Genomic DNA, 25227 nt, shown 5'->3' on the forward strand with positions numbered 1-25227 from the left:
ATTAGTTTTGGGCGATCACCGGTTTTGCCTTTTCAGGTGTGATCACAGCGCCCTCCTGCAAAAGATCCAGTCCGGTGAAAACGATTCTGTCGCCCGCTTTCAGGCCGTCTTTTATCAGGTAATTATTTCCGCTTTTTCCGATGACGGTTATGGGCAGTTTTTTCACTTTATTACCTTCCGCTACTGCATATACGAAGACCTTGTCTTGCAGCTCAATCGTAGCCGACTGTGGTACCAGGATAGCCGAATCATGCTGAAGGCTTAATCTCACTTTTCCGGTATTTCCCGAGCGAAGCAGTCCCTGTGCATTAGCAAAAGTGGCTCTCAAAGTAATGGCGCCTGTGTTTTTATCAAACTGCCCGTCGATCATATCGATCTTGCCTTGTTTAGGATAAATAGTCTGATCTGCAAGCAAAAGTGATATGGGTTCAAGCTTTTTAAGTTTGTCGTTCAGTGTTGCACCGTCGTATTGCGCTTTGAATTTGATAAAATCAGATTCACCCAGTGCGAAGTAAACGTGCACTTCCTGTACGTCCGAAAGCTGGGTTAAAGCTTCAACATCAGTGCGGGAGACAAGGCTTCCTTTTTTCTTCGGCAGTCTTCCGATATATCCGTTTACGGGAGCTTTAATGGTTGTATATCCAACATTGATCTGTGCTGATCCAACCATGGCTTTCGCTTGTTCTGCATTGGCAATTGCTACGCTGTTGGCTGCTTTGGCCGCTTTTAACTGAAAATCAGCGATTACCTTGTTGGCTACCAGTGGTGTCAGTTTGTCGATTTCCAGCTGTGTATTAACGATCGAAGCTTGCGCTGCACTCAGGCTTGCTTTCGCGTTGTTCAGTTGTTCGCGGTAAGGAAGATCGTTGATTTTGAAAAGAGGCTGTCCGGCTTTAACGAAAGCTCCTTCGTCAACAAACACCTGGTCAAGATAACCATCTACCTGGGGGCGTATTTCCAGATTAACTTTTCCTTCGATTGATGCAGGATATTCCTGATACGTTGTAGCTTGTCCTGATGTAATTTCAACTACGGGTAACGTTGGTGGCGGAGGAGTTGTTGGAGCCTCCTGTTTTTGTGCACATCCATACAATAGGACAGCGATGCCTAAAATTAGATTTCTCATGATGGTGGTATTAATTTAATTAAGAGATGAAAATTTCAAATCCTGGGTGTTCTTACTTTTCTTGCGGTGGTAGAGCTATAATGTTTATTTTAGAACGATCGTTCAAAAATTATTCGATTTCTTGAAAAAAAGTTTTAAAAGCTCTGGTTGGGTCCGTGAAAAGTAAGCTTACGGCCAGAAAATGGGGTTTTTAATTGATTGTTTTGTTTTCGTAATGCAACGCGATAGCTGATCTTTTACAGATAGTTTACACCGATTCTGAGCGCTTTTAGTCCGGCGACTCCCTGTAATTCTTCCAGTTCAAGGTATTCCAGGTCATGGTTAAGTAATCCCATTTCCTGAAGATCATGGATATACTCCTGATATTCTTCTGCTTCGCTGTCATTGAAGTAGACCAAAGCTATTTTTCCGGGCTGTGTAAGACGCTCGCCACTTTCTCTGACAAGGGCTTTGTCGATCCGTTTTTTGATAATTTCATAACGGATATTGTAGGCGCCTTCCACATCAAATCTTCTTTCATCATTTCTGAAATTTATGTTAATCGGATTTGAATGAATAAATATCAGCTGTGTGGTTCTGAGCGGATGCTGCATCTGTGGCAACAGTTTCTCTGTAAGCCGGGTTATCTCAGCCATCGACATTAACTGCCACAAACGAAGGTTCTTCAGATAAATGTTATCAAAAGGCTTGTCTGGTGCCATCGACTGCCCGATGTACATGTCATACTCGATTCCATCCGTTCTGAACTTTTCGAAGTAAAAGGGATATGCTGATTTCAACGCCTTTTGCGCATTTTCAATATAACCTGCCACCGACGTATTGATCAGTTGTAGCGAAGATTCCAGCTTTCTTCTGTTCTCATAGGCCAATCCGGTTGATTCCGAAAGGGCAGCAAAGTAAAAGTCGACCACTTCTTTCGTCACCTGATATTCTTCTCTGATACGAAGCAAAAACGGATTAACTTCCGCAGCCAGAAAACGATTTAACGCCAGCTCATCTTCCGAGGTCAGGTATCCGTTGATCTCATCTGCCCATCGGCTGCATGCACAAACGAAGGTTTCTGTTGTTTCAAGTTCAATCACTCTTTTGATCGACTGGAAAGTTTCGGTGAGCAGTGCGAGCTGCTTTCTGATGTCCTCTCTTACGGCTTTGTTTCTTTCAAAAGTCGAATTACGGATGTCGATCGCGCCATACAGCGGATGTACTTTTTCAAAAGTCACCGTTTCTATTTCTGCCCCAGCTTCATGGTGCGTGCTTTTTTCCAGATAATTCCAGGCAGCCTCGTTGAATTTCCACTGAACCGATGGCTGCAACGGCGTAAACTTATCCCGTATTATGGTATCGATTTTTGCATTGAATTCATCCGTGCTGTATTTAAGTAATTGGGCGATCAACGGCAACGCTGTCTGAAGTCTTGAAAACAGGGCATCGTCAAGCGATACGCCATGTTTCGAAAATACTTCCAGAATACCGGCCATTTTTTTGTTATAAAAAACAGGAACCAGCGCGTAGGAGGAAATACCTTCGGTATCCAAAAGTTTCCCCAGCGGCTTATCCGAAAGATGTCCGTCAGAAATATTGTTGTACACAACCGTTTGCGGGTTGGTGTAATACTGGTTCACAAGCGTATTAAAAGCATCTTCTGTCAGGCCAAACTTTTTTACCGCTTCGATGATCATACTCTGAGAACATTCCGCGCCGGCAAAAACGTATTTTCCGTTAATCTGGTAGGAAGGAATCAGCCCGAAATCAATCGAGTCGTCTCCTGCCAAGGTTTTAAGTGCCTGAATAATCGCGTCATTCCCTTCCGTTTCGTAGGAATGATTTACCAATGCTTCTTTGATGATTTCTGTCGCTCTTTCAATGGTTATATCAAGCAGCGTTATCACCGAAAATCCTTCAAAGCGAAAACGGTTTAGCGGCAGTATATTTTCAAGAGCCGTTGTATCCGCACCCTCCTGAAGATATGGTTCAATTGTTTTATAATCCAGTGCCGGAAGCTTTCCTTTAAGCTGAATGTCAATAAAACGGGTATCCGTATTGATATTATAAAACTTCGGAAGATTGGTTACCGCATCCGTGTACTGGTATAAAATCTCGTTTTTGATCAGCGACGGAATATTGTACAACCGTTCGAGAATGAGCCGGTACATAAACTGGATCTGCTGTTTTTTATAATCCTGCACCGGACTGAGATTGAGCGTCTGTCCATCTGTGGTCTGCGCGGAAAAAAACTGATAGAATCCATCGGTACTGAAAAATATCTTATCCGGAATTGGCGTGCTTAATGCCCAGAAATGTTCCTTTTCATTGGTGGCAAGCGGTGTCAGGATCATGTAAACAAGCTCCATCAATTCTTTGTATCTAACCGAATCCTTCACCAGTACTGCCGATCCGTTACCTCTCATTTCATTTTCAAACTTCTCAATGACAAACCGGTAGAATTCTGATTTAACAGCCGGTTCATCTTTAAGCATGTTTTTCAAATGTGTCACGAAAGGCTTGAACGACAGTGTGGAATCCATAACGGAAGGTTTGAAATCATTGTTTTTGATTTCAAGAGCTCCTTTTAAGGACATTGGGTCGATATTTGATTTAGCCAAGTACATTTCCCTTTTACCTAAATTTTAACCGGAGTGATTAAAAATTCCGCATAGGCGATGCCAGCGGATTCATTAAATAAGTGGCTTTCGTTTTTCATCTTGTCGGGTATAGTTAATGTCAATATTTGGTTTGTTAATGGGTTGTGAATTTGTTGTTAATTTTTAATCTGTTGTTAACTTTTAAAGATGCCAACCGGCAATTTTTCTTGTTAAAAATTTTCGGTTATGATAACTATGACACCTGATCAATTTATTTTGCTTTCTATTTACGGATTTTGATAAGCTGCTTTTCCTGTCTGCTTCGGAAAACCTTTTCTGACCCGTATTAAGTATATAAGCGATATTATTGAATGATCGTTCCAGATGTGGAGAATAATCTTGAATTTTTGCTATTTTTCTTTAAATAGTTAAATAATTAATAAAATTATCAAAATTAATTCAGGGTCTGGAAATATTTAAACGAAATATGTGACCGATAGTTTCATGTTTGTTTACTATCGATAATGTATATACGTTTTTAATATTTATGATTTAAAATGTATAATTTTTTCTATTATAAATACTAAGTTTTGGTTTATGCAATTACCAGCTGAAATATAGGGAGATATTGCCGACGTTATGGCTGTACAAACCTTTGTTGTATGCAGTTGATGGTTTTTGCGTGTAAGAAACGCTGAAATTACCTATTGTGATTACGGTTCCGAAATCCATTTCTCCCAGAAAATGATTGATCCCGGGACATGAAAGCGCCGGGTCCGTGGTTTCGGGTAGTGTTGCTCCCGGAATATCTCCGTGCATCAGCGCGTTATTCGCGAGAAATGTCAGCTTCGGTTTAATAAAAAAGTAGAACTGAAATTTGGCATTGTACTGACTCATAAAACCATCGAAATATGGATTCATTTTACCGGTTCGGAGCAGCGGGTAAATCGTAATGGCATTGATCAAGGTTCCGGCTGATACTTGCGCGCCACCAATAATTTCAGCGAAGTTTTTTATACCTGCCAATTGTTTTTCGGCGGTAAAATTGATGTTCAGCAAAACCTTTGTGTTGAATTGATTCTGCCAGCCCATCGGTTTTTCGTCATTGATTACGCGATGGATCCACACCTGGGTTTGCCGCGCGAAAGATGCAGGTCCGCGTACACCTGCAAGCATTTCGGTTTGCAAACTGTACTTTTTTGCCTTATTGTACGAATAGCGCGAGTGGGTCAGAAACAGTGCTCCGGAATAAGCATAGTCATCGGACTGGTATTGTGGCTCGGCCAGATTATCGGGTGTCACCATCATTTGCATTACCGACCATCCGTAAATATCAATGCTTTCATCACCGGCTTTGGGCATGTAATAGTCAATAAGCCGGGAAGTTTTTTTGCGTTGATAGAAAAAATCAAGACGCACGCCGTTGGTGTAGGCTTTGTCGGTTCCGTCGCCACGAATATTCAAAAAATCGTTGTCCTCGTAAAACCGGAAAAGTCTGGTTGGCGTAGAGGTCTGCGCCATTGTCCAATCTGCATTTGTGAGCGTCAGCAGGAATGAAAAAATCAGGGTGAGTAGATTTTTTTTCATAGCCGGAAGGTTAAAAGTTGTTACATAAGTTCAGAGCGCTGGTTGATTGAAATAATTATTTACAGGAATCGGATGCCGTGACTAACGGTGTTTTTGTATTAATCTCAGGATGTTTTCGTCAGTATTCACCAATAAAAATATACTACTAAAAATAGCGAAAATTTATGATTTGAAAAAGGAATTTCGGGTTAATCAATAAGTCAGCATGTTGATTATAAATAAGTTGATGTGGGAGAGCCGGAGTGTAAATTAGTTTCGAAGAGTTTTTCAATTTGAAGCGCTAGAAAAAAATCTAAGAATGATTTTAACATAGGTGAAATTTATTGGCCGCGGTTCTGCCGAGTTTTGGATCATTAAAAATAAGGTTTAACCAAAATTGAATAGACATGAAAAAGACATTAGTAATGCTGCTGACTTTACTGAGCGGTATTTTTTCAACCGGGTGCAGCGATGCGGAGTCGTCGGATAAAAATGGCATCAAAGTAGGGGATAAGGTCCCTGCTTTTACACTGCTGGATCAGAATGGAAATTCCTTTTCAAGTGCAGATTACATTGGCAAGAAAAAGATGATCGTCTACTTTTACCCGGAAGATGAAAGCGGGATTTGTACCAAAGAGGCTTGTGCTTTTCGCGACAGTTTTACGGCTTTTGAGGATGCCGGTGCGGTTGTTGTCGGGATTAATTCTGGTTCGGTTCAAAGTCATAAGGCATTTCAGGATCACCATCATTTACCGTTCACGCTACTAAGTGATCCCGGAAATAAAGTTTTAAAGGCTTTTGGTATCAAGAATGTATTGTTTTTGACGGGGAGAGAAACTTTTGTTATTGATCTTTCGGGTAATGTCGTTTTTAATTTTCGGGGCTTTCTGGATGGAAGCGAACATGCTCAGCAGGCTTTGGCATCTTTAAAGCAATGAATCTCAATAAGTAAAGGTTGTTGTTAGTGTAGAACTAAGTCGAAAATGGGTTTGTGTTTCCTTTTGTTTGTAGAAAACATATTACAGTAAAATCGAAAACATTCTAACATCGTTCTGGTTTTGCCTTATTAATTTTGGGAATTGTTATATGCAATTATGAATTGATATATAAACAATTTCTAATCCCGATCCCTCGGGTTGGTAATATAAAAACGTTGAGTGTAATACATAAGACCTGCTTTGACTTCGAAGCAGGTCTTATTTTTAACGCCCGCCCGGCAAATTAATGTCATTTTTAGTAATGGGCCTGCCCAATATCCAGCCGCGTGATTTTATCGTTCTGATCTATACGAAATTTGAAATAAGTTTTGAAATCTCCCCACTGGTCGCTGTGGAATTTTCCGTAGAGATCACGGCCGTTATTCTCGATTTTATCAATGCTGGTAAACCGTTCGTGGCCCAACGCCTTTTCAAAAAAGCTGCGGAAGTTCATTTTATTTCCGTCGTCATAAAGTTCTGCTTTATCGTTAAACAAAGCAAACCAGCTATTTTTATCACCGGACTGTAATGCTTCGATGGCTTTTCTTACGACGGGATTGGTGAGTTTGTCAGTATTCATGATAATAAGTTTTTTCGGATTGTGTTTTATATCTGCTTGTCCGTAAATGTTATTGGAAATCAACAGGTAACATATTGTTATGGAAATTAATGACTTCATTTTAATTGGTTTTTGCGAGCGGATGCTGCATGTAAATAATAATCAGATTCATCAGGAGAAATGGGAGTTCAATAACTACACCTTTGAGATCCTGCTCCAACAGGTGAAAGCAGATGATCAATAGAATTAATACGGCCATTAAAAAATTTCCCCATAGAAAAGTTTTAGGATGTAAAATCAGCAGTGCGCTGAGAATAGTCATCGCCCCGTTGATCATGAGGCTGGTTTTGTCGAAATTCCATTTGCCAAACAGTGCGAGCATTTCCGGTTTTCCGGTTAACATCGCCCAGCCTTGTTTCAGTCCCATGAAGACAGCGACAAGGATAAACAGGGAGTTTATTATCTTAAGTGTCATGCTCATAGGTATTTAGGTGAAATAAGTTGGTTTTTTAAATACTCCGCCGATCCCGCAATAAGCGTGACGCTGTTCTGTAATGTGTTCATGTTTCTTTGTTTTAAATTGATATGACAAAGGTGGTACATGAACCTCCCGGAAAAATACAGATTTCAAAGTACTACATATGAATATCTAAGATTCCTGATTGATATGCTGTTTGCGGTATAATGCCGGAGAAAGATTGGTATGTTTTTTGAAATAATTACTGAAATTGGTCGATTCAGCAAAACCCAGCTGATAGGCAATCTGGCTGATTGAATTGGAAGAGTTTTTCAAAAGTGATTTTGCTTCGGCAATCGTTTTATCGGTGATCCATGTGCTGATAGACTTACCCGTTTTACTTTTAATGACATTACTCAGATAATTGGGGTGCAGACTTTGCTCCCGGGCATAATCCTGAGCCTGATAAAGGGCAGTCGCCTTTCCGTCTGCGAGGTCACGATAATGTTTTTCCAGCGTTCTTTTGAAGGTTTTTACAATTTGAGAACTCCGGTTTCCCTCATAAATCGGATTGTACTCATTCCAGAAATATTCTTTGATCTTCAACAGTAAAACTACAAAGAGGTTGCCGATGATCTTGTATTTGTAACGGGAATTTGCGCGGGATTCTTTAAGGATTTGTTTGTAAAGTGTCTCAAATTCGGCAAAGGCTTCCGGATTTAAAGTTCTGGGGGGAACCGTTTCGGCAAGCAGGAAAGGGAATTCATCGAAGATATCGGGATGGACGTTTTCCTTCAAAAAAGATTCGCTTAAAGTAATGATGCAAACGTCGTTAATTTTGAAATGTTCGAAGGCCTTGATATGTCCCGGATTGGTGAAGTAAATGGTTCCGGGTTCCGTCGGGAAAACCTGATCGTCGGTGGTATAACTTCCGACGCCGTCTTTGACAAATACGAAAGAAAAATAATTGGCACGAAACGCCAGTGATTTGTAAGGCAGGTCTTTATGGATGTCAACCAGATTATGGATGTTGAAGTCTCCGGTGGCATCAATCGGCGCTACGGGTAGCCCGAACGCCTTGTAAGAATCCTGTAAAGTTTCGTAAAATATTATTTTTTCTTCTGGTTTCACTGTTTCGGGTTTAGCGGATTTTTCAATTTTCAGGAAACAGTATTTTTGGATACCATTTTTACAAAAATATGTAAATAATGGATGCGTATCGCATGGATTTAAGTTTGATCAGAAAGACAGGAGACTCCTACGGAGTCGGGGCAGGTGATTTCGGCATGGTTGCTATACACAGGGTGCTCCTATGGGAGCCGTATTACATCACAAAATCCGTACACTAAATGATATGGGCCGGAACGAAGAAGGTAATCCCAGCCATAACATGGCTACCTGTTTATAACAAAATACGCAGCGGTTGTAACGCCGACTCCGTAGGAGTCTCCTGTTTATTGAAGGAGAGTTATTTGTTTCGTCCAAGTACACTATAAGGTACGGCGACAAACTCAAAAACATTTCCTTTGGCCTTGATTCTGCCAATTCCAGGAAATGAAATATGGTCAGCCGCTATCAGGTATCCCGATTTTGCAGCATCCGCATAGGCTTTCTGGCGTTGTATGGCGGCTTTTTGTTTATCTGTATCATAGTCGTTTGAAATTTCCGGTCCGCTTAACTGAACGGCGGCGATATGAATGAGGTCACCCCAGAAAAGCAATTTGTCTTTCCCGCTTTCCAGCACATAAACCGTATGTCCGGGTGTGTGGCCAAAATATTCAAGTGTACTTACACCCGGAAACAGCTCCACATTTCCGGAAAACGTTCTTACTTTTTCCTGGTTAATGTATGGTTTTAAAACAGCAAAAGCTGGTTTGTTAACCGTCGCACCCGGTGTGGCTGTCGTTTTCTCTTGTCCCGACCAGAAATCCAGCTCCTTTTTATTAACGTGGATAGTAGCATTTGGAAAAACCTGTTTATTTTTCACAGTTAAGCCACCGGAATGGTCCACATGAATGTGTGTCAAAAGTATATCGGTAATTTGTTCAGGCAGATAACCCGCCGCTTTGAGGCTGGATGTCAGTGCTCCCCCATGGTCAGCTCCGAATAATTCACCGGCACCCGTGTCCACTAAAATAAGTCTGGATCCTGATTTGATTAAGTAGGCATTGATGGAAGTTTCGGCCGGACTTTCAATGAAAGCCTCCGCCAGTAATTTGTCAATTCTGGCCGGATCTTCCGGATGTAAAAGCTGATGCGCATCCACAGGAACTGTTCCGTCGCTCAATGCCGTTACCTCAAATGCGCCAACCTGAAATCTGTAATATCCAGACTGATTGTTAATGACTTGTGCATTGGAACTCAGGATGTTCAGGAATATAAAAATTATCGGATATTTGAAAAACCTTTTCATTTTCGTAGAAGTAAAATTTGCCTTAAATAGAATAAAAGAAACTATCGATAGTTTCACAAAGTTACTGTTTGCGGCTTATCTTTGTAGTTCAGGTGAAAAGATTGTGGTAACCTTAAAGTAACGATTATGAATACAGACGTTTTTTTGTGCAGCAATTGTCCGATGACCAGAACAATGGCTACACTTGGTAGCAAATGGAAACCAATTATCATTTATACGCTTGGTAAAAAGAGTGTACGTTTTGGAATGATACATGCCAAAATGGGGCTGATTTCAAGAAAAGTATTAACGCAGCAACTCGTTGAGCTGGAAGAAGACGGCATCGTTGCCCGTCAGGCTTTTAAGGAATTGCCGCCTCGCGTAGAATATTCGCTTACGCCAAAGGGGCTGGAACTTTTACCTATTTTAAATATGATGACCAAATGGAATTTGAAACATAATCCAACTGTGGAAGAGGGGTAAACGCTTTGGGGAATAAAAGACAACCCACTTGGAGTTGCCTTTTTAATTGTTTCTGACTGTTATGCTGAAAATAGAAATGCGTGATCTCTTGCAAAGTTGTCGAAACTTATGGGTGTTTTCCCTGTGACGTCTGTCACGCCGGGGTGAACTTCCGATGCTTCTCTCAATTTATAATGGGCATAATCTTCAACAAGTCCCTCTGCCTGCCATTTCGGAAATCCTACATCTAAAAGTGTGTCCAGAAGTATCTCTGGCGTGATATCAATAAACTGAATGGGACGATTTGTTGCGGCTGAAAGTTTTTCGGCAATTTGCTGATGCGTAAGAGATTCGGGCCCTGTCAGGTTATATATTTTTCCTTCATGTCCTGGCTGAGTCAAAGCCTCGCCGGCTGTTGCTGCAATATCACGTATGTCGATCAGGCTGATTTTAGCATCACCAACGGCTCCATAAAACTGCCCTTTATGGATGATTGTTTCACGGAATCCCAGCAGTCCCTGCATGAATAAATTTGGACGTAAGAAAGTATAAGAAATTCCCGATGCCCTGATCAGATTTTCAACGACCGCATGATAACGGAGAAAGCGAACTGGCGAGTCGACAGCTGCCGCCCACTGCGAAAGTTTGACGATGTGTTTTAAACCTGTATGCGCTGCTACTTTGACAAATGTACTTTGCTGCTGTTCGGCGAACTCAGAGGAATTGGTCAGTAAAAATGCCTTATCTATTCCGTGAAGTGCTTTTTTTAGCGATTCGGCATCGTTAAAGTCTCCCTCTACAATTTCGGCTTCCGCAAAACTGGTGAGCTCCTTTGCGTCTTTTACGGAACGGACCATGGCGCGAAAGGGTATGCCTTTATTTGATAAATATTTTGTCAGTTCCTTGCCGATATTTCCGGTAGCGCCGGTGATCAGGATTTGAGGTGTTTGGATTTGTGACATTTTCAGCGACTTTTATGTTGATTATTTGATTTCTTTGACAAATGTACAAGCGGCGGAATTCCTGAAATTGTAAGAAAACGAAAGCGGCTATGAGTATCGGTGTTGTCAGGAGTCGCTCTTATGTTTTCGAGATAGGTATCTGCTGAAAGATTTGTCCGAATCTGTTATATTTAAATCAAAACAAAGATTTTATGAAGCCAGTCGGGGAACATGTGGAGGTAGAAGCGCCGCTCAATGAGGTAGTCAGGCACTTGTACTGCATTCAAACGACTGCTGATTTTGAAAAAATGATACAGCATTTATCCCCCAATCTGGAAATGATGCTGGTTTTTAATTTTGGAAAGCCTGTCCGTGTTTCTTTTGCTGATAATGGCTTTGATGGATTGGAAATAAAAACAGTTTCTGTGGTTGGCCCGCTTCGGAAAATGTTTAACTACGAAGTTTTACCGGCTACTGATGTGATAGCGGTGGTTTTTAACACGTATGGATTTTACCGTTTGTTTCAATGGCCGATGGATGCGATCAGCGGAGATGAACTTGTGGATCCGGACGCCTTATTGGGCGTTACAGGTTTTCATGCGCTATGGGAATCACTTCAAAAACTGGAAACGCTGGATGAAAGGATTCTTTTACTCAAGGAATATGGACAGGCTTTTATTCAGGATGCTGATCAAGCTTCCGCGCCATTACTGAATGGAATTAGTTATTTTGAAAATCCATCGATCCAGCCTGTCCGCGCTATTGCTATGGATTCAGCGTTGTCGGAACGGACGATTCAGCTTCGATTTAAAAAATATCTGGGTTATTCCCCGAAAGAACTGCTCCGTTTTTTACGGTTCAAAAAGGTGATCAATAACATCCTGAGCCAGGAAAGTAGCGAAGTAGACTGGTATGGCCTTATCGACGAATTTGGCTACCACGATCAAAGTCATTTGATTAAGGATTTTCACCTTTATCTGGGCACCACGCCGCAAAAATTTGTCAGGGAAATTCTTGGGAAGGAATTTTGTGTCAGTAAAGAAGGGAAGTATTACTCCTCACCATCCGCCTGAGTTTTGATTCCACCATTTAAATATGGTTATTGGATAAATACTTACCAATTTCAATGATGGCGATTTTCCAGGTCTTTAAAAGCAGCAACAAAAACCAGTATTATTATCTCTTAAAGGCTACGGGAAATTCTCAGCTTATTCTCTCCTGTGAAGGTTTTGCGTCAAAGCAAAGTTGCTTGGACGGAATAAAATTCATCATTGCAAATGCGGCAGACGAAAACACTTTTGAGCGAAAGGACAGTTATTTGAGTTACACTTTTTTTGCCGAAGATTCCACCGGAAATGTGATTGCCAAAAGTGAAAATTATACTTCAATAGGACCGAGGGAGCAGGTGATCGGTTTGATCCAAGCAGACGCCCCGTTGGCTACAATTCAGGATCTGACCTGATTTTTCTTTTCATACGGACACAAAGTATTCTGACGTTATACGACTTGCAAGTTTGTAGCGTCAGCTAAAAATTTGTGCTCCTTTAAACCTCAAATAGTTGTTAATTAGGGTGATTTAAATTAATATTTCAATCAGATAATAAGGAACATATGTCCACGTTTTAAATAAACTTTAAGTAACTAATAACCCGGCAGCAGAATACTTAGTCGTTTGATTTATCACAATAAACCTCTAACATAAACCCTGTTCCAATGAGACGTTCATTCCGTTACTGTATTGCTCTTTCCCTGGCAAGTTTTAATCTGTTCGGACAATCCGATACCTTACGAAGAGTCCCGACTTCCGCGATTCCATTTTTAACGACGGCCCCTGATGCGAGAAGCGCAGCGATGGGAGAGGCCGGCGTGGCGCTGAGTGCCGATGTAAATGCGGCGTACTGGAATGCATCCAAGCTCCCTTATGCTGAACGAGATTTTGGAGCGACCGTTTCCTACACACCATGGCTCCGCAATCTTGTGGATGATATGTGGCTGGGATACGCGAGCGCCTATAAGAAATTGGGTAAGGGGCAGGCCGTAGCCGCTTCGGTCAATTATTTCAAGCACATGGGCATTGATGGACTTTACACGCAATCGAGCAATACGGATATTGCGTTAAACGGTACATATGCCCGGCAGTTAGGCAGGAATTTTTCTATGGGAGTCACCTTGAAATATATTTCTTCGGGTGTGGGAACGGGTGTCTTAATGAATGGCCAGCAAGTTAAACCCGGAAGAATGCTGGCAGGCGATATAAGTGCTTATTACCGAAAGCAAATCAAAAATGAAAATTCGCCAGGAGATTTTACATGGTCTTTAGGAGCGGTACTTTCGAATTTTGGAAATAAAATTAATTATGGACCTGCATACGGAGATCGCTTTATTCCGACAACCCTGAAAATTGGCGGCGGGCTATCGTATAGTGCAGATGGGAAGAACCGGTTTAATTTTGTGATGGATGCTGGAAAGCTCCTGACACCGACACCGAAGCACGGGATTAATGTAAATGCAAAGCCAGTACTCAAAGGTATGTTAGAGTCGTTTTCGGACGCGCCTGATGGGTTTAATGAAGAAATACAGGAAATTGCTTTGTCGCTCGGTGCGGAATATTGGTATAAGTCGGTGGTGGCTTTACGGGCTGGATATCACAATGAAAATAAAAACAAAGGTGACAGGCGATATGTGACAGCCGGAGCAGGCCTGCGATTGTTAAAAAATTATGGCGTTGATTTCGCCCGGTTGTTTCCGGTAAAGCGTGGAGATCCGTTTTCCAACACATTCCGGATTTCTTTATCGGCTTATTTTGGCAAGGCAGGAAGTTAGCTATTTCAGGGGCACAATTGTTGCAAATGTTAAAGGTATGATAATCAGCGGGGCATCATATCCTGGTGAAAATAATGTTTAACAAAGTGTTATTTGATTTGCTTATACAGTCTTTAAAGCTATCTTTGCACCCACATTGACCAATAGAGAGGTGTCCGAGTGGTTGAAGGAGCACGCCTGGAAAGTGTGTATGCGGGTAACCGTATCGAGAGTTCGAATCTCTTCCTCTCTGCAAATAGCAATATTAGAAATAATTAAAAACCTGTAAATTAATCATTTACAGGTTTTTTTGTTGTGGTGTATATGTCAAGACATGCATAAATACCCAAAATTTAGTCGCGTCATCCGTGGCGTCTTTGTTCTGGAAAAATAAACGCGATTAAATTAATGTAACCGAACTGCTGACCGTAGAAAGTAAAGTGTTTTCGATCGATAGTGTATCTCTGGTACGCGACATTTTTGTTTTTAGTTGTTTCACGGGACTGGCTTATGCAGGTGCCAGGCAGCTCACGTCCTCAAATATTGGCACGGGTGTCGATGGTGAATTGTGGATTTTTTCTTATCGTCAAAAACGGATACTGAAATCAGTATTCCATTGCTTCTCAGGGTTTTGTAAATTTTGGATAAGTATAAAAATATTCTAATTATCAGAGCTCTCACAGAGTCTTGCCGATGTTAAGTAATCAAAAATGAATAGTTACTTAAAAGAAATCGCTGATTTATGCGGAATACAAAAACAGCTAACCTACCATATTGCCCGTCATACCTTTGCGACTACGGTTGCACTATCCAATAACCTTCCTATTGAAACGGTTTCTCGGATTCTCGGGCACGCGACAATAAAGCAGACGCATCACTATGCCAGGGTAACGGAGGAAAAGGTGAGCAAGGATATGCGTAAGTTAAAGGATCGACTCGCAATAATTAAGTAGTTTTTAGGCCGGTTCCTGAGTCTTGTTGGATTTGACAAAAAGGGACTAATAAGTTTCGTTACTTTTCCAGTAATCTGAGTGAAGTAACGAAACCATTTTTTTTCTTGTAAAAATGCTTTTAAGGCGTTATTTATGAACTCTATAATGTTTTCAAGTTGGGGCGACCAATCCCGGCTGGTAATCGATGGCCTGAGGTAATTTGGTTTTGTCAGGTAGATAATAGGAGGCTGAGAAATTCGATTGTCTTGTGTACTGGCAGGTTTGCCAATTTTGGTAGGCGTTCCCTACATTGAGGTGGGGTTTGGTTCAGGACCTGATTGCTTAGCTTAACATGCGAAAAATGTTCCAGAAAGTATCAGCCCGGTGAAAATGCGTGAAAGTTTTATGAAAAAATAACGTTGCACACCCACAGGCAGTCTGATTGTTCTCCAATGATTTTGGTCTACAGTCACATGGCTGATGTTTTTCCGTTGGGCTTGAAATTCGGTTGCCCACGGCTTTTGATCTTTTGGAAAGGAGTTAGACAGGGTCTCGGCCTGCACGATACGATTTAGACGCTCCGTTGACAAAAGGCTTTTGCTGTGCTGTGAATTTAGACATTGGGATGTGACTCATATTTCAAACAATGAGCCTACATAATCCAGATCATGATGGGTAATGGCAACTTGGGCTAAACTACTCAATAATACAATTTTCACCGCGTTAATGTGGAGAATTCGGAGCCACTGATTACTTCAATTCGGAAATTAAGGACAGGCAGTTTCAGTTGGAATTGACTAGAATAAACAAATGATTGACAGTTGCTTAGCGCATACCAAATAATTGCCTACTGATGATCAATCCGCCACAGAATCAGATGGTCAACGCTTCCGAATCCTCCAATCCTGATATATGACTTTATGAGTGAAAGGTAGCGGTTCTTACTTTCTCACGATTTGCCAGGTAAATTGTTGGTTATTTTAGTCCACTTCTCATAAGAATTCATCGGTTATAAAAATTATTATTAAAGTTTTGTCCAATCCAGAAAAAACGATTGTCTATAGGTCGAACATTAAATTTATCATAAAATGCAGAGTAGAATTAACGTTTTCGCAAAAGGACAAGGAGCCTTAAAACCATTATTTGAAGTTGGAAATTATTTAAAAGGATCAACACTGGGTGCTGAGCTTTCTGAGTTGGTCGTTTTTAGAGTATCACAGATCAACCAGTGTGCATACTGTTTGGATATGCATTATAAAGAAGCAAGGGCAAAGGGAGAAACTGAGCAGCGCCTTTATGGCCTGAGTGCCTGGCGGGAAGCTCCATATTACAGTGAACGTGAAAGAGCTGCGCTTGCCTGGGCAGAAGCAGTAACGGCAGCACACGTACCGGATGAGGTTTATGATCATGTAAAAGAGCAATTTTCAGATATAGAATTAATCGATCTGACTTTGGTTGTGACCACGATTAATACTTGGAACCGAATTAATCTGGCATTTCCAAGTATTGCTGGTACCTATAAAGTGGGCATGTTTGGATGAGCAAAGTATTTTGCTCCTTTTTAACAGAATAATCGTTTTAAGTATCATACATAAATGAAGATATTACATATAGATTGTAGCATTCGTGATGAACGTTCGCTATCCAAAGAGCTTTCTGCATTATTTGTAACTAAATTAACAGAAAAATTTCCGACAGCTCAGTTGGATTACCTTGATGTTTCCAAGGAGACGCCCAGCCATCCTAGTGCCTTGTTTATACGTGGAAATTATACGCCGGAAACTGAACGTAGTAGTGAAATGGTCATTGAACTAGCTGAGTCAGAGCTACTGGTAGACAGAATGATCCTGGCAGATCTTTATGTAATTGGCATGCCGATGTATAATTTTTCTGTTCCCTCAAACTTCAAGGCGTTTATCGATAATGTTGTCCGTATCAATCGTACATTTAAGTTAACGGAGGCGGGAGGCGAGGGGCTTTTAGTCAATAAACGAGTATACATTATCAATACCAGAGGAGTGGATTTCACCCACGGAGATATTCAGCATATGGATCAGCTCCAACCATATTTAACGGCAATTTTTGGTTTTATAGGTCTTACCGATCTTACTTTCATAAATGTGTCACCGGTTCAGTTTGCAGCTGTAGAAGCAAGGGAAGGAGCTATCGAAAGGGCGAAAACTGAGATTTTAAATTTAATAAAAGCACTTTAATAGAAGATTCGGCATGGAGATTAGAATTGCAAATACAAAAGAAGATATTGAATTTTGCAGCAACGCGCTGCTAACATTCAGACCAAATGTAGATCCCGACACGTTAGTAGAACAAACCCTTCGTATGATGCAAGAGGGTTTCAGGTTGATTTATATTGCTGATGATAACAGTTCACATGCTGAGGCCATTGCCGGTTTTAGGACCTTTGAAATGTTAAGGACCGGTGAAATAATTTATATTGATGATCTGTTCACTTTCCCAGAGAACCGGGGTAAGGGTTATGCAAGCTCATTATTGGACCATATTCATGGTTTGGCGTTGAAATCTGGCATCAAAACGGTTCATCTAGATAGTGGCTTTCCACTATATCCAGCTCACCGCTTATACTTAAGTAAAGGATACTTTCTGGCTTGTCACCATTTTGCCAAACCGATTTCAGATAATTAATTTTGATAAATTAATTATCTGATGGGTAATCAGAAACCTATAATAATCTGATAAAAATATTGAATCCATTTCAAAAGAGTGGTACGGTAACAATAAAAACTAACAGTAGTCTGCGTTTTGGCAGGCTGTTGTTAGTTTCTTCATTATAGGGTTGAATTAAAAGATTGGGGACTATCGCATTAACTGTGTAAACTTTAAATCAGGGTTGGGTGAAGCTTAAAGCGGTAGTGTTGTAAACTTCGATTTTATCCGCGCGTTTGCACTCTTAGTCACTGTGGTTTTTATTAACTGAAAGGAAGTTAAAGATTGTACATTTTGGGGTCTCAAAAGCCTTTCGATTGGCAGTCATCCGTTTTTAGGGATCGACATCCAATTTCTTCATGAAGAAATCGATCAGTTTTTATAACTAGTCATGTTAACCCTGATCTGCACTACTATTATTAAGTAGTTTTGAGCTCGCTGGTATATTCCTCAAACTTTTTATACAATTCCACGGTATTTTCTACTCCCATTTTTTCTAATATACGAGCCTTGTGCGTGCTGACAGTTGAAAATTTCAGGTTCAGCTGTTTGGCGATTTCCTTGGTCCAAATACCCGTAATTAAAAGTTCGAGAACTTCTTTTTCACGTGGGGTGAGGGATTCCACCGGGTTTGGAAGCAGTGGTTTTCGATGCAGGAAATTTTCCATTATCTGAGCCTGAACATGTGGGCGTAAGTATGTTTTGTTTTCTAACACATGTCGGACCGCAGTTTCGGTTTCCTCATTAGACGCGGTTTTTGGTACGTAGCCATTTGCCCCCATCGTAATACAGTGAGGAGCATTAAAATCTTCATCCCGTCCACTGCAAACAAGAATTGGAGTGTTAGAAGAGAGTTTTCGTAAGGCAGGTATCATACTTGTACCGACACTGCCAGGAATACTCAAATCGAGGATCATGAGGTCAAATCGGTGTTTCAATAATATACTTTTGGTCTCTTGCAAAGTACTGCAATGAAATACCCGGCACTCTTTTACTACTTTTCTTACAATAGTTTCCAAAGACATCCGAATAATCGGATGATCATCAACGATCAATATGTTTTTCATCAGAGGGTAGGTTAAGTAATGCTCAAAAGTACACGGTTGGGTTAGGACTTCCAAGGATGTCACTACTCAAACAGGATCATAAACAGGCTCTGGAAGCCGCTTTTTTAGACTGCTATCTTTGATTATCTACAATTTAAAGATATTATATTGGATACATGATTGTCAGTTTTATCGGTGCTAATTGATTGGTATTGAATTACGTGGCAGAAAATTGGTCATTATTTTAATACCTAAGGCGATCTTGCTTGTTCATCGGATTCCCATCGAAATATTTCGAGGAACACTAGGATGTATGTTTACAAGTTTGCTTTTCCGTAGAGGTATCTTTGTGAAGGTAAAATTCTTAAAACACTATATCACACTATGACATACTTTTTCTTCATTCTCAGTTTTAGTACTACGGGTATTTGGTACGGAAGTATTAATTAACGGATTACTTGTGAGTATCTATTGTACATAGATACTCACTCTATGGGATTCTGCCAGGGAGGCGAGTCTATTTTCTACCTTATTTTTTGTGCTGTACGCTAGTGTTCTTACACGATAGGGAGGGGAAGGCTATATCAATGCAATTCCAATGCTTTCAGACAATACAGTTTAATTAATAATCAACCATAAATAACAAAAATCAACATGACGAAACAAAAATCTTATTACACGTGGGTGAGTAAGTGCGCCTATTCGCAATTTGCCGATTGGCAACATCTTAAAATCTAAATCATTTTTATTTACTATTCGCAAACTAGAATCAGGCACTGTGTTGGAATTAATGTACCAGAGATATTGACTAACAATTTATTAAGAAAAAACAATGAACAAATTATATCTTAATTCGATACTTCCACGGAAAAGGGAAGGAGTGAGCTTTTGGTCCATCATGATCTTTTTAATGGTCAGTTGTCTTTCTTATGGACAACAAGGAAGCCAGGGAAATACCACCGTCTTTAATGGTGCGCAAGCAACTCTTTTTGGTGCGCATACATTCGTTACAGGCGGAACAGGCACGCAGCCTGGTATCATCAAGACAATCCGTACTGCTCCCTTTGGTATCGTCAGTTTTGGTCCGGCTGCAACATATTCCGGTGCAGCTGATGCAAGCCATGTTGACGGCTATGTGGGAAAATATGGTACAACAGCATTTACTTTCCCGATCGGAAATGCTACCAAGTTAAGACCGGTCAGTATATCGGCACCTGCATCCGGCAATTTTAAAGCTGCTTATTGGTTCTCAAATCCAAATGATGCTGCGCTTCCGGCAGGAGCACCGTTCCTGGTAGCGAATCTGGGAACAGGGGTGACAGCTGTCAGTAATGTTGAATACTGGGATGTGGACGGTCCTTCGGCCGTTAACTTGACATTAAGTTGGGACGCGGCCAGTAACTTAAGTGCATTAACAGCATCTACTTTAACCAACCTGGTCGTTGTGGGATATAATCCTGCAACCAGTAAGTGGGAAAATCTGGGCAAAGCAGGAGGAACAACGGGTACACTTGCTGGAACAGGGACAATCACGGCCAATGGCGTAACACCGGATACTTATTCCGCATTTACATTCGGCGTGGCAAACATTGGTACGCCCGACCTTACACCCATTATTGAAAGCACAACTGATATCCTTGCAGTCGGGGCATTAAGTGATCTAACGGTTTATATAGAAAATATCAAACCTTATCCGACAAGTGTACCCGTAGTTGTTACCATTACCAAACCAACAGCTTCATCAGGATTGACCCTTGTTGTAAACCCATCGGCTGATTGGACTCTTACACAGACGTCCACCTCATACATTATTACGCTGGTAGGCATTATGGGAGCTTCTGATTCCCAAACGTTTACTGCCCGGGTTACGCGCACAGGCGGCAGTGCAGGCTCTTACAATTTCAGCCCGGTAATAGCGAATAGCGCTGGTGGGGAAACCAACAACGCCAATAACCGCGCATCAGTAGTAATCATTAAGAGATAAAACCAAAATATCATGAAAAAAATACTCCTTTTGTGTTTGTTGACATTTTCTCTTTTGTCAAATAGCTTTGCACAAACCAATCAGGGTTCCAACCCTTCGTCTATAGGCATTGATGCATTTGATATCCCACTAGACAGAGAGGGCATCCTTGACGTAGTGGTAGCAAATACCGGATATGATCCAATGGTCCCTGGCACCTACAGGGTTATCATTGGGATTCAGTCAGACCAGATTGAATTTATTGATCCTGCATCCTACATTACACAGGATTATCCGGATTGGACGGTTGTTTCTGTTTCTGCTTCCCAGTTAATCCTTGTCAATGCCAATGGAGAGATTTCTCCCAGCGAAAACGTAGCTTTTGCAATCAAAGTGAAGCCGACAGCGACAGCAGTTGAAGGTACTGCAATCATATCGGTAAGATCTGCGATTGCACCTGGCAAGGGTTCTCAAGCCGGAAATACTGATAATTCAGCTGCGGATGACATTGCATCGGGTCTCCTGAACATTGCTTCACCACTTCCAGTGACTCTTAAATCATTTAGTGCTGTAAAGGAAAATTCCACATCACTGCTGAACTGGGCTACTACGGAAGAAGTCAATAGCGATAAATTCGATATCCAGAGAAGCATCAAGGGAAAGGAATGGATTACGATCGGATCGGTAGAATCGCACAATGAAAGTACTAAGGAGCAGAACTATTTCTTTATAGATAGCAATCCGCTCAATGGAGAGAACCTGTATCGTCTGAAAATGATTGACCGCGATGCGACTTTTGCATACAGCAGGATCAGGGCTGTAAGTTTTGATAAAGTAGGAGAAGATCTTTCCGTATATCCTAATCCGTCATCAGATTTTATCAGCCTTCGGGACACAGATAATGTAAGTTCGGTATCCATCATTGACCTGAATGGTAATACAGTTTACCAGTCCGACATGGTGACGAAAAAGGAAATCAGTGTGAAGAATCTGGTAGCGGGTCTGTATTCGGTTCGCATCAACAATAGAGACGGTGTACAGCGTGTTCAAAAGCTTGTCGTTGTCAGATAATTCTCCTTCGGATGTTTAGAAAGCTTTGTGTCAACGTGAAGAAGATGCAGGCTTTCTAAGCAACAAGGATGACTGTTATAACTTATGCCGGTTATTGTCTTTTGGTAAGGGAACCCGTTTAAATTGATGCATATGGTGTTACTTATACGGAAATACATTTTTATCATCATAGCCTTTTTCTTTGTTACTTTCAGGATTTGCTATACAGAAGCAAGTGTCGTTAAAACGGGAATCGGGATATTCGATACGGTGTTTATTGCGGATCATGCTGCGCTGCGTATTCATGGGGATATTTACCTCAAGCATGCTCATGTACTAGGCAAAGGTAAGCTGACTGTCCTCGGAAAAGGCCAAAACAGGATTGTATCATATGACAGCGAAGTCAACAATCTCGAAGTTATCACGAATGGAGTCTTAACACTCGATGGTGCGTTAGCGGTGAAACAATCTCTAACAGTCCGATGCGGAGTTATTGATGTCAATTCCGGGAAGCTGATTTTCTCCGACAGTACGAAAATTCGATTGCTTGGTGGTGCCCAAATACTGTTCAAGTCCGTGTTGGCTGGTTTGCCCAGAACGAATGGGCTTTTTCACTCGATTGATTTTTCGGCGAGGGCCATTCTGGTAGCCACACTGATACTCGAAGGAAATACCATGTGGGAAATACAGCAGCGAAATCTTGAACCGCCCCGATGTGACTCGCAGATTTACAAAGATGTGGAATCTGCGCCGCCAGAAGGGTGCTGACGGTGTAACAGATCATTTTTATTAAAAAACATTAAATTCTAATTAAATATTATCATGAAATCTATATTCAAAAAGTCATTTGTCACTGCTGTTCTTGCAGTTGGAGCTTTAACTATTTCACACGCACAGGTCAAGATAGGAGACAATCCGGCCACAATTAATCCTTCTGCGGCTTTGGAGATTGAAAGTACAAATAAAGGTTTCCTAGGACCCAGAGTGTCACTACAATCTGCGACCGATGCTACGACAATATCTAGTCCTGCAAAGGGGTTATTGGTTTATAATAACAATGCGGCTTTATCTACAGGAACGGGGCAAGGAACAGGCTATTATTACAATGATGGTACATCGGACTCACCACGTTGGATTCGTTTCGCTAGTGGGGTAGCTCAAAGTGCAAAAGCAGTTGGCCCAGCTGGACCAGCACTGCTAGTCCAACTGGGAGATTTTGAATTCAGATATAGTGCAACAACTAATGGCGGTTTTACTCAATTCAGATCGATAGATGGACAAAATAGGTCGTATAATGTTTTGTTTTCCGAAACCTTCAACCAAAGTGGTACACAGGGGTATAGTTTATTAACGGCTAACAATCTAATAGTGGGAGGTAATTTTGTAAGTGTATTCAATAATGCGGTTGGGGGCCAAAATGAGTTGAACACATTCTATGTAAATTTGCCTCTAACTAATGAAGTATATAGGGTTACTTTTAATTTAATTGGTAATAATATGGAAGTATTATTGGTTGAGAAGTTTTAATTGCGTTATAAATAAAAATCAAGAATAGATTGACCAAACTATATTGCCTTGCATGTTCCTGAGAAAAATCATTCGGTTATACATGCCAATGTAGTAAGATAAATTTTTAACGGCTATTTTTTATTAAAAAGTGGAGAGTATTCATTTATAAGGCAGTTCTACATATTTAATTTTCTTCGCCGTAATTTTTATTTAGTCTTTTTAGCGGAATAGCAGATAGCTATTCGTAATTATTCAATTCTAACTCATATCATGAAATCTATATTCAAAAAATCAATCATCGCAGCTGCCTTTTTATTCGGATCAGCCAGTATCTCAAGTGCACAGGTAAAAATAGGAGCTAATCCATCCACAATTAATGCCGGCTCCGCATTGGAAGTGGAAGCTAGTGACAAAGGAATTTTACTTCCCAGAGTTAGTCTTACGAGCACTACAACCTGGGGTTTGGCTGGAACTGCTGTTGCGGGGATGCAGGTGTACAATACCAATACCTCAATAGCTAAAGGCAGTGAAACTTACCCTGCAACAATAAGCGGGACTGGAATATATTATTGGGATGGAAGCGGATGGGCTTCTACAAAACAAGAAGCATTTCCTACTGGCAATACACAATCGATGCGGGTTCCTCTGATAGGGTACACTTCCTCTAACGGACTCAGTCAAACTACAACGCAACTTGGTTTGCAAACGCCAACATTTAACACTATAACAGGATCCAGTATAAGTGGGTCGGTAATAACTTTACCCTCAGGTATTTATCGTATCGGTGTGACAATCTCAGGAAAGTTTAATGGGGCTACTGCATCTAATGCAACAACATCCTATCTTTACGTGAATGGTATAGCTTATCAAAACTTAGCGGGCTACACTAGTAGCGGGACTAATGGTTGTACGTATTATGGCGTAGCAGTTGTAGTTTTAACTGCTTCTGGTACCATTTCAGTTTATAATATGCAGCAGACCGCATTGGGGCACACTTACTCTCTTTTCACTGGAAGCAATAATAGTGTTGCTACAATCGAAAGGTTGCAATAGCTCAACAACGTAGTTCTGGTAATGTGACTGTGTTTGAAATCGAAATGACCAAACTCGGTTTATGTACCGAAAATGATGGTTAGGTGAATCAATTAAAAGCAAAACCTGCCTCCTTCGAACAATTACTTTATCTACAATACTTAAATAATTTCAAAATAGCGATTATAATGAAACTCATATTTAATAAGTCATTTATCCTAGCTGCCTTTTTATTCGGAGCGGCCAGTATCTCAAATGCACAAGTAAAAATCGGAGCAAATCCGAGCACCATTGATACTAATAATGCCCTTGAAGTGGAGGCAACAAATGGGAATAAAACAACAGTCAATAAAGCAACTGGTCAGGTAACGATTAAGGATGGAACCCAGGGTGTTGACCGAATTTTAACTTCGGATGCCAACGGTAATGCATCATGGAAAACCACAAGTGAGGCTAATATTCCCACTTTGATGTTGAGGGCATATAATCCCAGCACTTTGCAACCGAGCGGGTCTTTTTATTCCCCACCAGTACCGCTACTTTATGGCAATTTATCTAATTATAATCCGGCAAACGGGAGCTATACAGTTCCTGAATCAGGCTTTTACGAGCACAATATTTCACTGGAAATTCAAGGGCCTAGCTTTGATAAATTATTTGGAATTACGACACCTATTGCCTTGCTTGATGGAGTTTTAAGAGGGACTGGTAATACATACTGGAATGCTCGGAACGTTAGCGGAGTCAAATGGTTTGAAGCTGGGGAAGTTATCACTGTTACCACCCATCTTGAAGGATCGGTGGCATTCACAAGTGCTTATAAAATGAGAAAAGTATCCATCATCCTTTACAAAAGATAAGTTCTAGGCAGTTCAGCAATTTAATAGTAAAATATTGAAGTCGTCAAAGGAAAAGTTAAAGCTTTAACAGCTTACATTCTTTAACGTGGGATCAGAAAATTGTTTAAGCTTGGGAGTATGCATTCGTGCATACTCCTTGTTTTGCGGAATAAGGAATTGTATGCAATTACTGAATGCAATATAAAATAGGTTTTGGACCAACAAATTATTAACTAATTGTTAAGATTTTATCTTACCGCCCGAACCTATTGATACAGAGTTCGGGTTTAGGGATGGTCCATTTGAGTGT

Annotated in this window: 24 protein-coding genes and 1 tRNA gene; 16 read left to right on the top strand and 9 right to left on the bottom strand. The window is 40.9% G+C overall.

The window, feature by feature from the left end:
• Window position 1 precedes the first annotated feature (1 nt).
• The 3 genes from M1L62_RS24390 to M1L62_RS24400 all read right to left on the bottom strand — a co-directional run bounded on the left by M1L62_RS24390 (window position 2) and on the right by M1L62_RS24400 (window position 5295).
• The gene (locus tag M1L62_RS24390) at window positions 2-1126 is read right to left on the bottom strand and encodes an efflux RND transporter periplasmic adaptor subunit (protein ID WP_254562262.1); all 1125 of its coding nucleotides are present in this window, start codon (window positions 1124-1126) and stop codon (window positions 2-4) included.
• Window positions 1127-1362: 236 nt separating this feature from the next.
• Window positions 1363-3705 (bottom strand): GAF domain-containing protein, encoded by a 2343-nt coding sequence (locus tag M1L62_RS24395; RefSeq protein ID WP_254562263.1) that lies wholly within the window; start codon window positions 3703-3705, stop codon window positions 1363-1365.
• Between the two features lie 606 nt (window positions 3706-4311).
• Window positions 4312-5295 carry a lipid A deacylase LpxR family protein gene (locus tag M1L62_RS24400; RefSeq protein ID WP_254562264.1) on the bottom strand — a complete coding sequence of 328 codons (984 nt, stop codon included), beginning with the start codon at window positions 5293-5295 and terminating at the stop codon, window positions 4312-4314.
• Between the two features lie 386 nt (window positions 5296-5681).
• Here M1L62_RS24400 and M1L62_RS24405 point away from each other — a divergent pair, with 386 nt between their 5' ends.
• Window positions 5682-6212 carry a peroxiredoxin gene (locus tag M1L62_RS24405; RefSeq protein ID WP_254562265.1) on the top strand — a complete coding sequence of 177 codons (531 nt, stop codon included), beginning with the start codon at window positions 5682-5684 and terminating at the stop codon, window positions 6210-6212.
• A 295-nt stretch (window positions 6213-6507) separates the two neighbouring features.
• Here M1L62_RS24405 and M1L62_RS24410 read toward each other — a convergent pair whose 3' ends face one another.
• The 4 genes from M1L62_RS24410 to M1L62_RS24425 all read right to left on the bottom strand — a co-directional run bounded on the left by M1L62_RS24410 (window position 6508) and on the right by M1L62_RS24425 (window position 9680).
• Entirely contained in the window at window positions 6508-6930 is a 423-nt protein-coding gene (locus tag M1L62_RS24410) for a hypothetical protein (RefSeq protein ID WP_254562266.1), read from the bottom strand.
• A 1-nt stretch (window position 6931) separates the two neighbouring features.
• Entirely contained in the window at window positions 6932-7285 is a 354-nt protein-coding gene (locus M1L62_RS24415; RefSeq protein WP_254562267.1) for a DoxX family protein, read from the bottom strand.
• Between the two features lie 174 nt (window positions 7286-7459).
• Window positions 7460-8398 carry an AraC family transcriptional regulator gene (locus M1L62_RS29635; protein ID WP_254562268.1) on the bottom strand — a complete coding sequence of 313 codons (939 nt, stop codon included), beginning with the start codon at window positions 8396-8398 and terminating at the stop codon, window positions 7460-7462.
• 337 nt (window positions 8399-8735) lie between these two features.
• Complete coding sequence (locus tag M1L62_RS24425; RefSeq protein ID WP_254562269.1) at window positions 8736-9680, bottom strand: MBL fold metallo-hydrolase; 945 nt, start codon at window positions 9678-9680, stop codon at window positions 8736-8738.
• A 126-nt stretch (window positions 9681-9806) separates the two neighbouring features.
• Between M1L62_RS24425 and M1L62_RS24430 the strand changes: the two genes are divergently transcribed.
• Window positions 9807-10142, top strand: a complete 336-nt coding sequence (locus M1L62_RS24430; protein ID WP_254562270.1) for a winged helix-turn-helix transcriptional regulator — start codon at window positions 9807-9809, stop codon at window positions 10140-10142.
• 59 nt (window positions 10143-10201) lie between these two features.
• On the opposite strand, the gene M1L62_RS24435 is transcribed toward M1L62_RS24430, so the two are convergent.
• Window positions 10202-11083, bottom strand: a complete 882-nt coding sequence (locus M1L62_RS24435) for an SDR family oxidoreductase (RefSeq protein WP_254562271.1) — start codon at window positions 11081-11083, stop codon at window positions 10202-10204.
• 191 nt (window positions 11084-11274) lie between these two features.
• Here M1L62_RS24435 and M1L62_RS24440 point away from each other — a divergent pair, with 191 nt between their 5' ends.
• From M1L62_RS24440 to M1L62_RS24475, 8 genes are all read left to right on the top strand, one after another.
• The gene (locus tag M1L62_RS24440) at window positions 11275-12135 is read left to right on the top strand and encodes an AraC family transcriptional regulator (protein WP_254562272.1); all 861 of its coding nucleotides are present in this window, start codon (window positions 11275-11277) and stop codon (window positions 12133-12135) included.
• A gap of 53 nt (window positions 12136-12188) precedes the next feature.
• Window positions 12189-12524: a YegP family protein gene (locus tag M1L62_RS24445; protein ID WP_254562273.1), complete on the top strand. Its 336-nt coding sequence runs from the start codon at window positions 12189-12191 to the stop codon at window positions 12522-12524.
• 251 nt (window positions 12525-12775) lie between these two features.
• Window positions 12776-13885, top strand: a complete 1110-nt coding sequence (gene porV, locus M1L62_RS24450) for a type IX secretion system outer membrane channel protein PorV (RefSeq protein ID WP_254562274.1) — start codon at window positions 12776-12778, stop codon at window positions 13883-13885.
• A gap of 145 nt (window positions 13886-14030) precedes the next feature.
• Window positions 14031-14117, top strand: a tRNA-Ser gene (locus tag M1L62_RS24455).
• 457 nt (window positions 14118-14574) lie between these two features.
• Window positions 14575-14817, top strand: a complete 243-nt coding sequence (locus M1L62_RS24460) for a tyrosine-type recombinase/integrase (protein WP_254562275.1) — start codon at window positions 14575-14577, stop codon at window positions 14815-14817.
• 1067 nt (window positions 14818-15884) lie between these two features.
• A complete protein-coding gene (locus tag M1L62_RS24465) occupies window positions 15885-16337 on the top strand; it encodes a carboxymuconolactone decarboxylase family protein (RefSeq protein ID WP_254562276.1) in 453 nt (150 codons plus the stop codon).
• Window positions 16338-16391: 54 nt separating this feature from the next.
• Complete coding sequence (locus M1L62_RS24470; protein WP_254562277.1) at window positions 16392-17009, top strand: FMN-dependent NADH-azoreductase; 618 nt, start codon at window positions 16392-16394, stop codon at window positions 17007-17009.
• A 13-nt stretch (window positions 17010-17022) separates the two neighbouring features.
• Entirely contained in the window at window positions 17023-17457 is a 435-nt protein-coding gene (locus M1L62_RS24475) for a GNAT family N-acetyltransferase (protein ID WP_254562278.1), read from the top strand.
• 440 nt (window positions 17458-17897) lie between these two features.
• Here M1L62_RS24475 and M1L62_RS24480 read toward each other — a convergent pair whose 3' ends face one another.
• Window positions 17898-18545, bottom strand: coding sequence for a response regulator transcription factor (locus tag M1L62_RS24480; RefSeq protein WP_254562279.1), 648 nt, complete (start codon window positions 18543-18545; stop codon window positions 17898-17900).
• An 811-nt stretch (window positions 18546-19356) separates the two neighbouring features.
• Here M1L62_RS24480 and M1L62_RS24485 point away from each other — a divergent pair.
• From M1L62_RS24485 to M1L62_RS24510, 6 genes are all read left to right on the top strand, one after another.
• Complete coding sequence (locus M1L62_RS24485; protein ID WP_254562280.1) at window positions 19357-20508, top strand: hypothetical protein; 1152 nt, start codon at window positions 19357-19359, stop codon at window positions 20506-20508.
• A 12-nt stretch (window positions 20509-20520) separates the two neighbouring features.
• Complete coding sequence (locus M1L62_RS24490) at window positions 20521-21558, top strand: T9SS type A sorting domain-containing protein (RefSeq protein ID WP_254562281.1); 1038 nt, start codon at window positions 20521-20523, stop codon at window positions 21556-21558.
• A gap of 132 nt (window positions 21559-21690) precedes the next feature.
• Entirely contained in the window at window positions 21691-22305 is a 615-nt protein-coding gene (locus M1L62_RS24495; protein ID WP_254562282.1) for a hypothetical protein, read from the top strand.
• 54 nt (window positions 22306-22359) lie between these two features.
• Window positions 22360-23064, top strand: coding sequence for a phage tail-like protein (locus tag M1L62_RS24500; protein ID WP_254562283.1), 705 nt, complete (start codon window positions 22360-22362; stop codon window positions 23062-23064).
• 252 nt (window positions 23065-23316) lie between these two features.
• Complete coding sequence (locus M1L62_RS24505; protein ID WP_254562284.1) at window positions 23317-24099, top strand: phage tail-like protein; 783 nt, start codon at window positions 23317-23319, stop codon at window positions 24097-24099.
• Between the two features lie 83 nt (window positions 24100-24182).
• On the top strand, window positions 24183-24938 hold the full coding sequence (locus M1L62_RS24510) for a hypothetical protein (RefSeq protein WP_254562285.1): 756 nt from the start codon (window positions 24183-24185) through the stop codon (window positions 24936-24938).
• Window positions 24939-25227 lie beyond the last annotated feature (289 nt).

This window comes from Dyadobacter diqingensis (assembly GCF_024220585.1).
Lineage (GTDB): Bacteria > Bacteroidota > Bacteroidia > Cytophagales > Spirosomataceae > Dyadobacter > Dyadobacter diqingensis.

What these genes read in the sequence shown, in the direction of transcription:
- M1L62_RS24470 (WP_254562277.1), top strand. Translation starts at nt 16,392, where the DNA reads ATGAAGATATTACATATAGATTGTAGCATTCGTGATGAACGTTCGCTA.
- M1L62_RS24465 (WP_254562276.1), top strand. Translation starts at nt 15,885, where the DNA reads ATGCAGAGTAGAATTAACGTTTTCGCAAAAGGACAAGGAGCCTTAAAA.
- M1L62_RS24435 (WP_254562271.1), bottom strand. Translation starts at nt 11,083, where the DNA reads ATGTCACAAATCCAAACACCTCAAATCCTGATCACCGGCGCTACCGGA.
- M1L62_RS24430 (WP_254562270.1), top strand. Translation starts at nt 9,807, where the DNA reads ATGAATACAGACGTTTTTTTGTGCAGCAATTGTCCGATGACCAGAACA.
- M1L62_RS24485 (WP_254562280.1), top strand. Translation starts at nt 19,357, where the DNA reads ATGAACAAATTATATCTTAATTCGATACTTCCACGGAAAAGGGAAGGA.
- M1L62_RS24425 (WP_254562269.1), bottom strand. Translation starts at nt 9,680, where the DNA reads ATGAAAAGGTTTTTCAAATATCCGATAATTTTTATATTCCTGAACATC.
- M1L62_RS24475 (WP_254562278.1), top strand. Translation starts at nt 17,023, where the DNA reads ATGGAGATTAGAATTGCAAATACAAAAGAAGATATTGAATTTTGCAGC.
- M1L62_RS24415 (WP_254562267.1), bottom strand. Translation starts at nt 7,285, where the DNA reads ATGACACTTAAGATAATAAACTCCCTGTTTATCCTTGTCGCTGTCTTC.
- M1L62_RS24405 (WP_254562265.1), top strand. Translation starts at nt 5,682, where the DNA reads ATGAAAAAGACATTAGTAATGCTGCTGACTTTACTGAGCGGTATTTTT.
- M1L62_RS24505 (WP_254562284.1), top strand. Translation starts at nt 23,317, where the DNA reads ATGAAATCTATATTCAAAAAATCAATCATCGCAGCTGCCTTTTTATTC.
- porV (WP_254562274.1), top strand. Translation starts at nt 12,776, where the DNA reads ATGAGACGTTCATTCCGTTACTGTATTGCTCTTTCCCTGGCAAGTTTT.
- M1L62_RS24410 (WP_254562266.1), bottom strand. Translation starts at nt 6,930, where the DNA reads ATGAAGTCATTAATTTCCATAACAATATGTTACCTGTTGATTTCCAAT.
- M1L62_RS24495 (WP_254562282.1), top strand. Translation starts at nt 21,691, where the DNA reads ATGGTGTTACTTATACGGAAATACATTTTTATCATCATAGCCTTTTTC.
- M1L62_RS24500 (WP_254562283.1), top strand. Translation starts at nt 22,360, where the DNA reads ATGAAATCTATATTCAAAAAGTCATTTGTCACTGCTGTTCTTGCAGTT.
- M1L62_RS24490 (WP_254562281.1), top strand. Translation starts at nt 20,521, where the DNA reads ATGAAAAAAATACTCCTTTTGTGTTTGTTGACATTTTCTCTTTTGTCA.
- M1L62_RS24440 (WP_254562272.1), top strand. Translation starts at nt 11,275, where the DNA reads ATGAAGCCAGTCGGGGAACATGTGGAGGTAGAAGCGCCGCTCAATGAG.
- M1L62_RS24390 (WP_254562262.1), bottom strand. Translation starts at nt 1,126, where the DNA reads ATGAGAAATCTAATTTTAGGCATCGCTGTCCTATTGTATGGATGTGCA.
- M1L62_RS24480 (WP_254562279.1), bottom strand. Translation starts at nt 18,545, where the DNA reads ATGAAAAACATATTGATCGTTGATGATCATCCGATTATTCGGATGTCT.
- M1L62_RS24460 (WP_254562275.1), top strand. Translation starts at nt 14,575, where the DNA reads ATGAATAGTTACTTAAAAGAAATCGCTGATTTATGCGGAATACAAAAA.
- M1L62_RS24395 (WP_254562263.1), bottom strand. Translation starts at nt 3,705, where the DNA reads ATGTCCTTAAAAGGAGCTCTTGAAATCAAAAACAATGATTTCAAACCT.
- M1L62_RS24445 (WP_254562273.1), top strand. Translation starts at nt 12,189, where the DNA reads ATGATGGCGATTTTCCAGGTCTTTAAAAGCAGCAACAAAAACCAGTAT.
- M1L62_RS24400 (WP_254562264.1), bottom strand. Translation starts at nt 5,295, where the DNA reads ATGAAAAAAAATCTACTCACCCTGATTTTTTCATTCCTGCTGACGCTC.